The sequence below is a fragment of the Novosphingobium sp. genome (assembly GCF_031424035.1).
GTDB lineage: Bacteria > Pseudomonadota > Alphaproteobacteria > Sphingomonadales > Sphingomonadaceae > Novosphingobium.
Genome location: NZ_JANPGP010000058.1, coordinates 1 through 13,059 on the forward strand (window position 1 = coordinate 1; position 13,059 = coordinate 13,059).

At 61.9% G+C, this 13,059-nt stretch carries 14 protein-coding genes, 1 tRNA gene and 1 other RNA gene; 10 read left to right on the forward strand and 6 right to left on the reverse strand.

All coding sequences use genetic code 11. The features are described from left to right. Positions 1 to 45: 45 nt before the first annotated feature. The 8 genes from RMO89_RS09010 (at position 46) to mmsB (ending at position 7,597) form a co-directional block, all read left to right on the forward strand. Positions 46 to 122: transfer RNA gene (locus RMO89_RS09010), tRNA-Arg, on the forward strand. A gap of 77 nt (positions 123 to 199) precedes the next feature. Then, positions 200 to 1,156, forward strand: coding sequence for a bile acid:sodium symporter family protein (locus tag RMO89_RS09015; RefSeq protein WP_310532614.1), 957 nt, complete (start codon positions 200 to 202; stop codon positions 1,154 to 1,156). Between the two features lie 78 nt (positions 1,157 to 1,234). After that, entirely contained in the window at positions 1,235 to 2,215 is a 981-nt protein-coding gene (locus RMO89_RS09020; RefSeq protein WP_310532615.1) for a nitronate monooxygenase family protein, read from the forward strand. A 119-nt stretch (positions 2,216 to 2,334) separates the two neighbouring features. Further along, positions 2,335 to 3,756, forward strand: coding sequence for an aldehyde dehydrogenase family protein (locus tag RMO89_RS09025; RefSeq protein WP_310532617.1), 1,422 nt, complete (start codon positions 2,335 to 2,337; stop codon positions 3,754 to 3,756). A 2-nt stretch (positions 3,757 to 3,758) separates the two neighbouring features. Further along, positions 3,759 to 4,901, forward strand: coding sequence for an acyl-CoA dehydrogenase family protein (locus tag RMO89_RS09030; RefSeq protein ID WP_310532619.1), 1,143 nt, complete (start codon positions 3,759 to 3,761; stop codon positions 4,899 to 4,901). Next, positions 4,898 to 5,944, forward strand: a complete 1,047-nt coding sequence (locus RMO89_RS09035; RefSeq protein WP_310532620.1) for an enoyl-CoA hydratase/isomerase family protein — start codon at positions 4,898 to 4,900, stop codon at positions 5,942 to 5,944. Before RMO89_RS09030 ends, RMO89_RS09035 begins: the two co-directional genes overlap by 4 nt. Further along, positions 5,941 to 6,723, forward strand: coding sequence for an enoyl-CoA hydratase-related protein (locus tag RMO89_RS09040; RefSeq protein ID WP_310532622.1), 783 nt, complete (start codon positions 5,941 to 5,943; stop codon positions 6,721 to 6,723). The genes RMO89_RS09035 and RMO89_RS09040 overlap by 4 nt, the downstream gene beginning before the upstream one ends. A 4-nt stretch (positions 6,724 to 6,727) precedes the next feature. Continuing rightward, positions 6,728 to 7,597, forward strand: a complete 870-nt coding sequence (mmsB, locus tag RMO89_RS09045; protein ID WP_310532624.1) for a 3-hydroxyisobutyrate dehydrogenase — start codon at positions 6,728 to 6,730, stop codon at positions 7,595 to 7,597. Here the strand turns inward: mmsB and RMO89_RS09050 are convergent. From RMO89_RS09050 to RMO89_RS09065, 4 genes are read right to left on the reverse strand one after another with little or no spacing between them, the layout of a single operon-like run. Beyond that, entirely contained in the window at positions 7,594 to 8,109 is a 516-nt protein-coding gene (locus RMO89_RS09050; protein ID WP_310532625.1) for an NUDIX hydrolase, read from the reverse strand. The genes mmsB and RMO89_RS09050 overlap by 4 nt on opposite strands. Then, complete coding sequence (locus RMO89_RS09055) at positions 8,109 to 8,792, reverse strand: hypothetical protein (RefSeq protein WP_310532627.1); 684 nt, start codon at positions 8,790 to 8,792, stop codon at positions 8,109 to 8,111. The genes RMO89_RS09050 and RMO89_RS09055 overlap by 1 nt, the downstream gene beginning before the upstream one ends. 9 nt (positions 8,793 to 8,801) lie before the next feature. Next, a complete protein-coding gene (locus RMO89_RS09060) occupies positions 8,802 to 9,644 on the reverse strand; it encodes a TPM domain-containing protein (protein ID WP_310532628.1) in 843 nt (280 codons plus the stop codon). Between the two features lie 9 nt (positions 9,645 to 9,653). Then, the gene (locus tag RMO89_RS09065; protein WP_310532631.1) at positions 9,654 to 10,271 is read right to left on the reverse strand and encodes a LemA family protein; all 618 of its coding nucleotides are present in this window, start codon (positions 10,269 to 10,271) and stop codon (positions 9,654 to 9,656) included. A gap of 197 nt (positions 10,272 to 10,468) precedes the next feature. Between RMO89_RS09065 and mscL the strand changes: the two genes are divergently transcribed. Together mscL and ssrA are read left to right on the forward strand one after the other, a co-directional pair. Next, a complete protein-coding gene (mscL, locus tag RMO89_RS09070; protein ID WP_310532688.1) occupies positions 10,469 to 10,882 on the forward strand; it encodes a large conductance mechanosensitive channel protein MscL in 414 nt (137 codons plus the stop codon). A 65-nt stretch (positions 10,883 to 10,947) separates the two neighbouring features. After that, positions 10,948 to 11,350: a transfer-messenger RNA gene (gene ssrA, locus RMO89_RS09075) on the forward strand. Between the two features lie 82 nt (positions 11,351 to 11,432). Here the strand turns inward: ssrA and RMO89_RS09080 are convergent. After that, entirely contained in the window at positions 11,433 to 11,687 is a 255-nt protein-coding gene (locus RMO89_RS09080) for a hypothetical protein (RefSeq protein WP_310532633.1), read from the reverse strand. Between the two features lie 117 nt (positions 11,688 to 11,804). Continuing rightward, a complete protein-coding gene (locus RMO89_RS09085; protein ID WP_310532634.1) occupies positions 11,805 to 13,055 on the reverse strand; it encodes an N-succinylarginine dihydrolase in 1,251 nt (416 codons plus the stop codon). Positions 13,056 to 13,059: the final 4 nt, after the last annotated feature.

Below are 13,059 nucleotides of genomic sequence, written 5' to 3' on the forward strand. Positions count from 1 at the left end.
GGCATTGCCAAGACCGGATGACCTGCCTATGTGCGCCACTCCAACGCGCCCGTAGCTCAGCTGGATAGAGCATCAGACTACGAATCTGAGGGTCGGACGTTCGAATCGTTCCGGGCGCACCATTTTCCCAAAGGGCCATCCGTCAGGGTGGCCTTTTGCATATGAGCCGCGCTTTGCCCGGCTTTTCCAAAGGAGCGTCATGAAGCCTGACGGATTCCTGATCGCGATTGCCGCCGCCGTAGTACTGGCCTTTGCCGCGCCTTACATCGGCGCTTCGGAAGGCCCGCTGGCCATGGGCATCGTCACCAACCTTGGCGTGGCGCTGGTATTCTTCCTGCACGGCGCGGCAGTATCCCCTGCTTCCATGCGGAGCGCAGCAGCGAACTGGCGGCTTCATGCCTTGGTGCAGAGCTGTACCTTTGCCCTCTTTCCGCTGATCGGGCTGGCCGCGTGGCACACGCTGGAAGGCGTGCTGGTGCCGGAACTGCGGCTCGGCTTCTTTTTCCTATGCGTGACATCATCGACCATCTCGTCCTCGGTCGCGATGACGGCGCTGGCGCGGGGCAATGTTGCGGCGGCGATTTTCAATGCAACCCTGTCGGGCCTGCTGGGCATGGTGCTCACACCGCTTTTGCTGGCGCTGGTGGTGGATGGCGGTACGCAAGTTACGCCAATCGCCTCGCAGATCGGAGGAATTTTCGCCAAGCTGCTGCTGCCCTTCGTTCTCGGCCAGCTGTGCCGGGGGCTTATCAGTTCCGCGCTTGAACGCCACAAGGCGATTGTCGGCAAAGCTGACCGCGCGGTCATCGTGCTGATTGTCTACGTCGCGTTCTGTGACGCCGCACTTGCCGGGCTGTGGAGCAAAGATCATGCACTGGCGATCTTGCTTATGGCCGCCCTGTGCTCCGCCCTGCTGGCAATCGCGTTGTTATTAACGACCGTGGCCAGCCGGGCATTGGGCCTCAGCACTGAAGACGAAATAGCCGCCGTGTTCTGCGGCTCGAAAAAAAGCCTCGCCAACGGGGCACCGATCGGCAAGGTCATCTTCGGCGCATCGCCTGCGCTTGGCCTGATCCTGATCCCGCTGCTGCTTTACCATCAGATCCAGCTGATCGTTTGCGCTGTTCTGGCGCGGCGATATTGCGCGCGCAGGTAAGTCCGATTTCGGCGGGGCGATTGGATTTGACCGCGCCTGGGCGTATCGGCGGGGAAATCACTCTTCAGGGGAGCTCCCATGCCGTTCAAGACCCGCGTCACCGAAATGCTCGGTATCGAGCACCCGATCGTTCAGGGCGGCATGATGCATGTCGGTTATGCGGAGCTGGCCAGCGCGGTTTCCAACGCTGGCGGGCTCGGAATCATCACCGCGCTTACCCAGCCGAGCGCCGATGCGCTGCGTGACGAGATCGAGCGTTGCCGGTCGATGACCTCAAAGCCGTTCGGCGTGAACATCACCGTGCTGCCTTCGATTACGCCGCCTGACTACAAGTCCTATGCCCAGGCGGTCATCGATGCCGGAATCAAGATCGTCGAGACCGCCGGCACCGCCGAAGTGCGCGAGCTGTGGGCGATGATGAAGCCGCACGGGATCACCATACTGCACAAGTGCACCGCGGTGCGCCACGCGCTCTCGGCCGAGCGCAACGGCTGCGACATCATCTCGATCGATGGTTTTGAATGCGCCGGCCATCCGGGTGAGGATGACATTCCCGGCCTGATCCTGATCCCGGCAGCCGCCGACAAGGTGAAGATCCCCATGCTTGCCAGTGGCGGCATCGGTGACGGGCGCGGTCTGGTTGCGGCGCTGGCGCTGGGCGCGGACGGCATCAACATGGGCACACGGTTCTGCGCCACGCAGGAAGCGCCGATCCATCCCAACATCAAGCAAAAGTACGTCGAAAATGACGAGCGCGGCACGAACCTGATCTTCCGCTCGCTCCACAACACCGCGCGCGTCGGCAAGAACGGGGTGTCTGACGAAGTCGTGCAGCGCCTCAAGAAGCCCGACGCCAAGTTTGAAGATGTCCGCGAAATGGTCGCTGGCCGTAAGGGGGCGGAAATGCTCAAGTCGGGCGATACCGAGGGCGGCATCTTCTGGGCGGGCATGATTCAGGCGCTGATCCATGATATCCCGACCTGCCAGGAGCTGATTGACCGGATCATCGGCGATGCCGAAGCCATCGTGAAGCAGCGGCTTGGATCGATGCTCGCCTGATCAGCCCGATCTGATCAACGCGGAAAATTCTTGCCAAGGCCAGACAGAATCGGCAGTGGCTTAATCGATCGATTAAACGGCACGACTGCGTGCCCAACGAAAACTCAAGGATTCGACCAATGGCTCTTGCCCCCCAGATCGCCGATACGCCCGAAGCGAAGGAAATCGCTGATCTCATCGCCCGCAGCCGTGCGGCTCAGGCGCAGATCGCCGATGCCACGCAGGAGCAGGTCGATCGCTGGATCAAGGGTATGGTCTGGGCTGTAGCCAAGGAATCGACCGCTGAAATGATCGCGCAGCACACCGTCGATGAGACGCAGCTGGGCAATTACGACGGCAAGTACCTCAAGATTTTCCGCAAGACCCGCGCCACCCTTATGGACATCATCGACGACAAGTCGGTCGGCGTGATCGAAGAAGACCCGGTCCGCAACCTGATCAAGATCGTCAAGCCAATCGGCGTGATCGGGGCTTTGTCGCCCTCGACCAACCCGGAAGCCACGCCGGTGATCAAGGCGATCTCGGCAGTGAAGGGCCGCAACTCGATCATCATCTGCCCGCACCCGCGCGCGAAGATCACCAACAAGATCATCTGCGACCTGATGCGCGATGCGCTGGTCAAGATGGGCGCACCGGCAGATCTGGTGATCCCGATCGAGATCCCTTCGGTCGAAAAGACCAACGAAGTCATGCGCCAATGCGACCGCATCCTCGCCACTGGCGGCACGCCGATGGTCAAGGCGGCCTATTCCTCGGGCACCCCGGCGCTCGGCGTTGGTGTCGGCAACGCCGTGATCACCGTCGATGAAACCGCCGATCTTGACGATGCCGCCGAAAAGATCCGCATCTCCAAGACGCTCGACCTTGCGGCCTCGTGCTCGTCGGACAACGCGGTGATCCTGCTCGATGCGATCTATGACGAGATGCTCGAAAAGCTGGTCCATCAGGGCGGTTATGTCGTGAGCGAGGATGAAAAGGCCAAGCTGCAGGGTGTGATCTGGAACAACGGACTTATCAATGCCAATGCCGTGGCCCAGCCGGCGGAAAAGATCGCCGGAATGGCCGGCTTCGGACTTCCCGAAGGCAAAATCTTCTTCATCGTTCCGGAAACCGGCGCGGGTGCGGACTACCCGTTCTCGGGCGAGAAGATGACCGTCACCATGGCGCTGTACCGGGCCAAGGACATTGACGAGGCCATCGCGCTGACCAACGAAATCCAGGCCTATCAGGGCCAGGGCCATTCGTGCGGTATCTACTCTCGCTCGGACGAGAACATCCTGAAGCTGGCCATGGGCACCAAGACCAGCCGCGTCATGGTCAACCAGCCGCAGTCTGCGTCAAACTCGGGCAACCTGTGGAACGGCATGCGCCAGACCTTCAGCCTCGGCTGCGGTTCGTGGGGCGGCAATGCGACGAACAACAACATTACCTGGGCCGATCTGGTCAACGTGACCTGGGTTTCGAAGCCGCTGGCCAAGACCAAGGAACTGCCGAGCGACGAAGCCTTGTTCGGCAAGGACATCATCGAGCTGATCGGCTGACCATGACCGGACAATTTGACCTCAACGAGGACCAGCTCGCCATTCAGGACATGGCGCGCAAGTTCACCGCCGACCGGATCACGCCTTTCGCGGCGAAGTGGGACGAAGAACACCACTATCCGATCGACGTTTGGAAAGCCGCGGGCGAGCTCGGCTTCGGCGCGATCTATGTGTCCGAGGAAATGGGCGGCATCGGCCTTGGCCGGCTTGAGGCGGCGCTGATCATGGAAGCCATGGCCTATGGCTGCCCGGCGACCAGTGCCTACATCTCGATTCACAACATGGCCGCGTGGATGATCGACACCTTCGGCGGTGACGAGCTTAAGGCGCGTTATCTGCCCGAGATGGTCTCGATGGAGAAGATCGCTTCCTACTGCCTGACCGAACCCGGCTCGGGATCGGACGCGGCGGCACTGAAGACGACCGCGCGGCTCGACGGCGATCACTACATCGTCAACGGCACCAAGCAGTTCATCTCGGGCGGCGGCGTTAACGACGTCTATGTCGTGATGGTCCGCACCGGTGTTGACGGCCCCAAGGGCATTTCGTGCCTCGTGGTCGACAAGGACACGCCCGGCCTGTCGTTCGGTGCGCCGGAAAAGAAGCTCGGCTGGAATGCCTCGCCCACCGCGCAGGTGGTGTTTGACAACGTGAAGGTGCCGGTCGCCAATCGCGTCGGCGAAGAAGGTGACGGCTTCAAGTTCGCCATGGCGGGCCTTGATGGCGGCCGCATCAACATCGGCGCCTGCTCGCTCGGCGGGGCGCAGCGCTGCCTTGATGAGGCGGTGCAGTACGTCAAGGATCGCAGCCAGTTCGGCAAGGCGATTGCCGAATTCCAGAACACCCAGTTCACGCTGGCCGACATGGCGACGGATCTTGAGGCGGCGCGCGCTCTCCTCTATCTCGCGGCCACCAAGGTCACGGCCGGATCGCCAGACAAGAGCCGCTTCTCTGCCATGGCAAAGAAGCTGGCATCGGACAGTGGCAGCGAGATCGTCGACAAGGCGCTGCAGATGTTCGGCGGCTATGGCTACCTGCGAGACTATCCGATCGAGCGCTTCTGGCGCGACCTGCGCGTTCACCGGATCCTCGAAGGAACCAACGAGGTGATGCGGATGATCATCGGGCGGGACTTGTTGAAGTGACCACAGACGAGCTGATCGTCCGGCGCGAAGGCGTTGCCGGGTATCTCACGCTCAACCGGCCCAAGGCGATCCATGCCCTGACACAGGCCATGGACCACGCCATGACCGAAGCGCTTCTTGAATGGCGCACGGATGATGCCATCCATGCCGTGATCATCGATCACAGCGAGGGGCGGGGGTTCTGCTCGGGCGGGGACATCAACCTGCTGCGGAATTCCGCGCTCAACGATGGCGGCGTTTCCGGGCTGCAGTTCTTCTATGAGGAATACCAGCTCAACCACCTGCTGATGACCTATCCCAAGCCGGTGATCGCCTTCATGGACGGCATCACGATGGGCGGCGGCGTTGGCATTTCGCAGCCGGCAAAGTTCCGTGTCGCGACCGAAAACACGCGCTTCGCCATGCCGGAAACCGGCATCGGCCTGTTCCCGGACGTTGGCGGCGGATGGCACCTGTCGCGCCTGCCCGGGCGGATAGGGCAGTACCTGGCGCTTACCGGCGCGCGGCTCGACGGGGCGGAGTGTCTGTGGACGGGCCTTGCGACCCATTATCTGCCTTGCGATGCACTGGCCGAAGCCAAGTCGCGCATCGAGCAGGGTCACGAACCAGTTCAGGTTCTCGCGGCTCTGTCCGTCACTCCGCCATCAGCGCGAATTGAGGCCCATGCGGTTCAAATTGCAAAGTACTTTGCCTCCGACCGTTATGAGGACATTCTCGCCAGCCTTGATGCTGATGGCAGCGATTGGGCCTTGAAGGAACTCGCTGCGCTGCGGACGAAGAGCCCGCAGACCTGCAAAGTGGCGCTACGCCAGCTGCATGACAGCCTGGAATGCGCCGACTTCGCCGAAAACATGGCAATGGAGTATCGCATCGCCGCGCGCGTGCTGACGCGGCCCGACTTTGCCGAGGGCGTGCGTGCGCTGATTGTCGACAAGACCAACGATCCCAAGTGGGACCCGGCCACCCCCGAAGAGGTCAGCGATGACCTGATTGCTTCGATCTTCGCGCCGCTCCCCGCTGATCAGGAATGGAAACCCCTATGAGCTATGAAACCATCCTCACAGAACAGCGCGGCGCGGTCACGCTGATCACGATCAACCGCCCGCAGGCGCTGAACGCGCTGAACACGCAGGTTCTGGATGATCTGATCGATGCTTTCGCGGCCTTCGAGGCAGACCCATCGCAGCTCTGCGCGGTTCTGACCGGTTCGGGCGACAAGGCCTTCGTCGCCGGCGCCGACATCAAGGAAATGGTCGAGAAGGACGCGGTTGACTTCTACAAGCACGACTTCTTCTCCAAGTGGACCAGCCATATTGTCCACGCTGTGCGCAAGCCGTGGATCGCTGCGGTGAACGGCTTCGCGCTGGGCGGCGGCTGCGAAGTCGCCATGATGGCGGACTTCATCATTGCCTCGGAAAAGGCGCGCTTCGGCCAGCCCGAGATTAAGCTGGGCGTCGTTCCCGGCATGGGCGGCTCGCAGCGCCTGACCAAGGCGGTAGGCAAGGCAAAGGCAATGGACATGTGCCTTACGGGCCGCATGATGGATGCCGCAGAAGCCGAGCGTTCGGGCCTCGTCAGCCGAGTCGTGCCGCACGAGGACCTGCTCGACACCGCGCTTAAGGCCGCGGCCGAGATCGCCGCGATGCCGCCGTTGGCAGCAATTGCCAACAAGGAACTGGTCAACGCCGCGTTCGAAACCACGCTTGAGCACGGCCTGCTCCACGAACGCCGCGTGTTCCAGATCACCGTCGCCACGGCCGACAAGGCTGAGGGCATGGCCGCCTTCGTCGAGAAGCGTCCCGGCGTGTGGCAGGGGCGCTGATTCCATGAAAATCGCTTTCATCGGACTTGGCAACATGGGCGGCGGCATGGCCGCGAATCTCGTCAAGGCTGGGCACGATGTCCGCGCCTTCGACCTTTCAGAAGCGGCACTGGAGCACGCGCGCGACAACGGCTGCACGACATTCACGGCTGCGCGCGAGGCGGTGGAAGGCGTCGAGGCGGTTGTCTCTATGTTGCCCAATGGCAAAATCGTCGACGCCGTCTATTCGGCTGACGTGATCGGTGTCGCGCCGCAGTCCGCCATCCTGCTCGATTGCTCTACCATCGATGTCGCGACCGCCAAAAAGGTTGCCGAAGCTGCGAAAGCGGCGGGCTACGAAATGGTCGACGCCCCCGTCTCTGGCGGTATCGCAGCGGCCAATGCAGGCACACTGACCTTCATGGTTGGCGGCAGCGATGACGGCTTCGCACGGGCGGAAGCGATTCTCGCCAAGATGGGCAAGGCTGTGATTCATGCCGGCGGCAGCGGGGCAGGGCAGGCAGCGAAGATCTGCAACAACATGCTGCTGGGCATTCACATGATCGGCACCTGCGAGGCCTTTGCCATGGCGCAGAAGCTGGGCCTTGATCCGCAGACGTTCTACGATATTGCTTCGGTCTCATCAGGTCAGTGCTGGTCGATGACGAGCTATTGCCCGGTCCCGGGCGCAGGTCCGCAGAGCCCGGCTGACAATGACTACAAGCCTGGTTTCGCCGCTGCGCTGATGCTCAAGGACCTGACGCTGGCGATGGAAGCAGCGGGTACCGCTGGCGTCGACGCGGAAATGGGCAAGCGCGCCACGGAGCTTTACCAAGCGTGGGTCGATGCCGGGAACGGCGGGGTCGACTTCTCGGGCATCATCAAGACGCTCTAACCCAGCAGGCGCGGGCCCATCAGCATCAGCAGCTTGCCGTCGATCGCGTCACCCAGCGCGCGGCGTTCGGCGATAAAGTCTTCCAGCCTGTCGAGCGCGACGCGGTGGACGGTGATATCTTCGCTCTCCGTCCCGCCGCCCTCGCTCACCTTGACGAGGTCGTGTGCCCGGATCAGCGAATAACTCTCCGTCACCATTCCCGGCGATGACCAGAATTCGCCAAGCGATTCCATTCGGCCGGCGCGATAGCCGGTTTCTTCTTCCAGCTCGCGCGCTGCGGCAGTGAGATCATCCTCGTCAGCGTCATCGCCGTCGCCGATCAGGCCGGCGGGCAGTTCGATGCAATTGCAGCCCAGTGGCACGCGGAACTGTTCGACCAGGATCGCGTGGCCTTCATCGATGGCGAGGATCACCGCTGCCCGGATTCCCCGAGCGCGGCTGACATATTCCCACCGGCCTTTCACCTTGGCGGTGATGAACTTGCCCTGCCAGACGATAGTTTCTTCAGTCATCAAACCTCTATCAGCCGGTCAGGCAGTTCATTCACGTCATTTTTCGCACGCGGGAAGTGTTCGGCGAGGACCACGCCGACTTCGCGCACGGCGGCGACCAGACCGTCGGCGGTGTTGCCCCTGGCGATTTCGGCGATCATCGAAGCCATGGCATGGCCCCAGACTTCGGGCGCGACCTGGCCGGTGATCGCTTCGTCAGCGACGATTTCCGCACGGTGTTCCGCCATCGACAGGTAGATGAGGATGCCGGTGCGGCCATGGGTGCGGCGTTCGGCACCCACTTTGAAGCAGGTGACCGCGCGGGCGCGGACGCGGGCGTTACGGATCGGGCGAGGGGTAAGCCACAGACGCAAGGGCTTCCACAGCAGGATCAGCCATGTACCGCCGAACTTCAGCGCGGCGACGACGGCGGCCAGTTCGAACAACTGGCGCGGCGTCCATTCAAGTGTCCAGCCACCGATGAACCGGTCCCATAGCCCCAGGTAAAAGTCGGGCGCGATGGCCAGTGCCGCCAATGCCAGCACCGCTGCCACGGCGGACCAGACCAGCGCCACGTCATGATAGGTGTCGGAGCGGTCAGTCACGATGGTCACGATCTCGCCCGCCGTACCAGCCTCTGCCGCGCGCACGGCTTCAGCGACTCGGGTGCGGTCGGCTTCGGTTAGCTGAACCTGTCTGGCCATGTCGTACCCCTACCAGCTGCCCGAGGAGCCGCCGCCGCCGAAGCTGCCGCCGCCGCCCGAGAACCCGCCGCCACCGCCAAAACCGCCGCCGGAAAAGCCTCCGCCGCCGCCCCTTGAACTGCCATGTGCGAGGCCTTCCAGAACCGACCACATGACCACCGTGCCAAGTCCGCTGTCGTCACGATACCGCCGTCCACCCGAACGCGAGCGGACCATGGCGGGCAGTATGAAGAGCATGAAAAAGACGAAGATAAAGAAGATGACGGCCAAGGGGTTGGACTTCTCCGCCTTTGGCTGGGCCTGCGCTTGCTGAGCGACCTTGGCGGCCTCATCCGCAGGCAGGGTCAGTTGCTTGATAATCGCATCGGCACCGGCTTCGATCCCGGCGGGCATATTGCCCGCCTTGAAGGCTGGCACGATCTGATTCTGCATGATGAGCGATGACAGGCCGTCTGTCAGAATCGGTTCGAGTCCGTAGCCGACCTCGATCCGCACCTTGCGTTCGTTCGGCGCAACGATCAGCAATGCACCGTCATTCCGCTCCTTGTCGCCGATGCCCCACTTACGGCCGAGCTGATAGCCATAGTCGGAAATCTCGTAGCCCTGCAGATCCGGCAGAGTCACAACCACCAATTGCCGCTGTGACTGCTTTTCCAGTCCGTCGAGCTTCTGGACCAGCCGAGCCTCGACATCGTCGGGAATGATGTTCGCGCCATCGACCACGCGGCCGGTGAGTTCTGGGAACGTCTGCGCCTGCGCGGGCGGCGCCAGCAGGCTTGCTAGCGCCGCCAGCAGCAGCGCAGCAAGCCCGATCAGGCGATGGTTCGGCAGGCGCCCGGTCTGGCCGAGCATGGCGATATCCTACATCTTGCCTTCAAGGCTGGGGGCGACTTCCGCGCCGGGGGTCGATGCTTGATAGGGAACCATCGGCTTGGCGCCGTAGAAGATCTTCGCGCCAACAGCGTCGGGGAAGGTGCGGATTGTGGTGTTATATTCCTGCACCGCGCCGTTGTAATCGCGCAGCGTGATGCGGATGCGGTTTTCCTGCCCTTCAAGCTGGCTCTGCAGCATCTGGTAATTGGTGATGCTCTTGAGCTCAGGATAGGCTTCGACATTGGCGAGCAGGCGGCCGAACCCGGCAAGCGATCCCGACAGCTGGTTCTGCGCCTCCTGGAACTGCTTCATCTTGGCCGGATCGTTCAGGTCATTGCCGCTGATCTGGATGGAGGTCGCTTTGGCCCGCGCTTCGACTACGCCGACGAGGATGCCCTTTTCCTGATCGGCCGCGCCCTTTGCCACCGCGGCGAGGTTGGGGACGAGGTTCGCGCGTTCCTGGAAAGCCGCCTGAACGTCGGCCCACTTGGCCTTGGCCTTTTCCTCTGCCGTGGGCACCGAATTGATGCCGCAGCCGGCAAGGCTGAGCGCTGCGCCGCCGATGATCGCGGCGTGGGTCAGGCGGCGGGTGAGCGAATGGCGCATGCAATCAGTTCCCTCTCATGGCGGCACGGGCCGCTGGTGCATTGGAATGTAGAGGGCCTGCCGCGCAGTTCAAGCGGTCCGCACGAACATTCTGGGAAACAAGGTTTACTTGACAACATCGGTCAAGATGGCAGCGTTAACAGGTGGTAAATAACCATGGAGCCGCGTGGGGCGGCTGAGGGGGACGCATTATGGGTATGCTGAGTGAATTCAAGGAGTTCGTCAACAAGGGCAACGTCATGGACCTTGCTGTCGGCGTTATCATCGGTGCCGCTTTCGGCAAGATCGTGACCGCTTTGACCGACGATATCATCATGCCGCTGATCAGCGCGATTGTTGGCGATACCGACTTTTCCAGCCACTACACTGTGCTGGGCGGCGGCGACAAGGTGACCGAGGGTATGTCGCTGGCAGCAGCGCGTGAAGCTGGCGCCAATGTGCTCGCCTGGGGCGACCTTATCAGCGTGATCATCAATTTCCTGATCCTGGCCTTCGTGATCTTCCAACTGGTGAAGTTCGCAAACCGCATGAACCCTCCTGCGCCTGCCGCACCGGCCGGCCCGAGCGAGGTCGATCTCTTGACAGAAATCCGCGATGCGTTGAAAAAATAGGCTAAATCGCTTTCTGAGCGGCATTTTTTCTGAGTGACTGGGGCGGCGCCTGATACAGGTTGCCGCCCCTTTTCTTTTGCGCCGGAACTCCCTATATCGGCCCTGCCGGGTTCGCCCGGCTATGGCGATAAATTGTTGCGTGCAATAGATGCAGCGGACCCGGGGGCGGTACCCGGCGGCTCCACCATTACTACCCTGATCTGATCAGGGGCCTTGTTATCGCAAGGGTAATGACGGGGCCGAACTAGGATCGACGTGTATTGAAAAGCGCAGTTTTTGCTCGGGCTGAGTAACCCGCTTCAAGGCTCACAACACACAAGTGCCAACGATAACGAAGCACTCGCTCTCGCGGCGTAATGTGACGGGCTAACGCCCTGAATTTACAAAGCTAAAGCGCGGTTGGACCGACCGGGCAACAGAACGGATTCCAGCGGCCCGGGGTGGGCCGGGCAACAGAACCACCCCACTATTTTGCACCGGGTCATCTGTCCGGACCGCCCGACACGTTAAACGCGTGGGCCGGGCAAAATACCACCCAACAGCTATTCGATCAGGAAAACTTGGCTGCTTGCTCGGCGGCGGCTTCGCGTGCAGCCTTCTCATACTTCAGGCAGTCGAGTACTTTGCCACCCGCCATGAACACGGCGCCAGAGCAGGCGAGAAAGAGCATCCAGCCGCCATATCCGGGGAACTGGTCAAGGTAGTGAAGGCCGCGCGAGCAGGCGCCGAGCGCCAGTGCATAGATGATCAGGAAAGCTTCGACCCGGGTCTTGATGGTGAACAACCGGGCAACCTTACGATACATCCGAAATCCCTTTTTACACTTGTATGACTATCAGCAACCTTTGTGCCAACGCCTGTTTCGCGACCTCTGCGATGGTTAAGGACAGCTTAGGCGTAAAGCTTACCGACAGAGTAACATTTACGCCAGCTGTTCGAGACCAAGCGTGCAGAGAAGCGCCTGACGGGCCTTGACCACCGTTTCCTCAAGAGAAACGAATTGCAGGTCGAAAGGTTCGATCTGTTCGGGCCAATGTTTCGCAATCACTTTCTCAATGGCATCGGCTTTGGCCTCGTCCAGCAGGAAGCGGGGATCGACCGTTGCCGGATCAGCAACCACGCGCAGGCGCAGGCATGCCGGGCCGCCGCCATTGGCCATTGATTGCCGGACATCGACGGGGATTACTTGCCGGATAGGGCCGTTGCTGGCAGCCAGACGTTCGATGTAGGCGCGGGTTGCTGGCTGTTCATGGCATTCAGACGGAACGATCAGCGCCATGCCGCCGGTGGGCAGTGAGACCAGCTGCGCGTTGAACAGGTAGGAGGCGATGGCATCGGCCAAGCTGACTTCGCTGTCAGGCACCACGACGATTTCCGCCTCGGGCAGCAGATCGCGAATGGTGCGGAACGTGCCTTCGGGATCGGCGAAGGCCAGTTCATGGCAAAACAGCACGCGCTCGTTGGCGACGGCGACGACATCGTTGTGGAATGCGCCTGCGGCGATGGCATCGGGGTTTTGTTCGACGAACAGCGCGCATTCGGGATCGAGCAGATGCCCGCGTGCGACGGCGCGGCTCGCCTGTTCATGCTGTCGCGCCGGGAATTTCCCGCCGGTTCGGCCATAGACGAATAACTCTATCCCGGGCTGGTCGTGCCCGGCGGTCATCCGCATGTGGTTGGCCGCGCCTTCGTCGCCGAAGCTGGGCGGCACCGGCGGGTGCAGGGCGAAATGGCTCCGGCTGGCGAAGGCGATTGCCAACTGGCGCAAGGTGTCCGGCCATTCCTGCGCCCGGTGCGGCATGGATGCGAGGTTCGCCGGAGTGAGGTGGCAGCGGCCATCAGCGGTGTCGGGCGCGGGCGATACTGTTGCGGCGTTGGCTGTCCACATCGAACTGGCCGACCAAGCCATGGCGGTGAGCACGTCGTCCGTCTCTGGCTTCGCGTTCAGCGCGGCGAGATATGTGTAATTGGGCCGGGGCAAGGGGACAAGAAAGCCCTGCGGCAAGCCGAGCGCCATGTTGTGCCGCATTTTTTCCAGACCCTGCAAAGCAGCGGCGCGCGGCTGCGAAGCCTGTCCGGCATGGCGGGTCGCGGCAAGGTTGCCATAGCTGAGACCGGCGTAATTATGGCTCGGCCCGATCAGGCCATCGAAATTGATTTCCACCAGCGCCATCGCT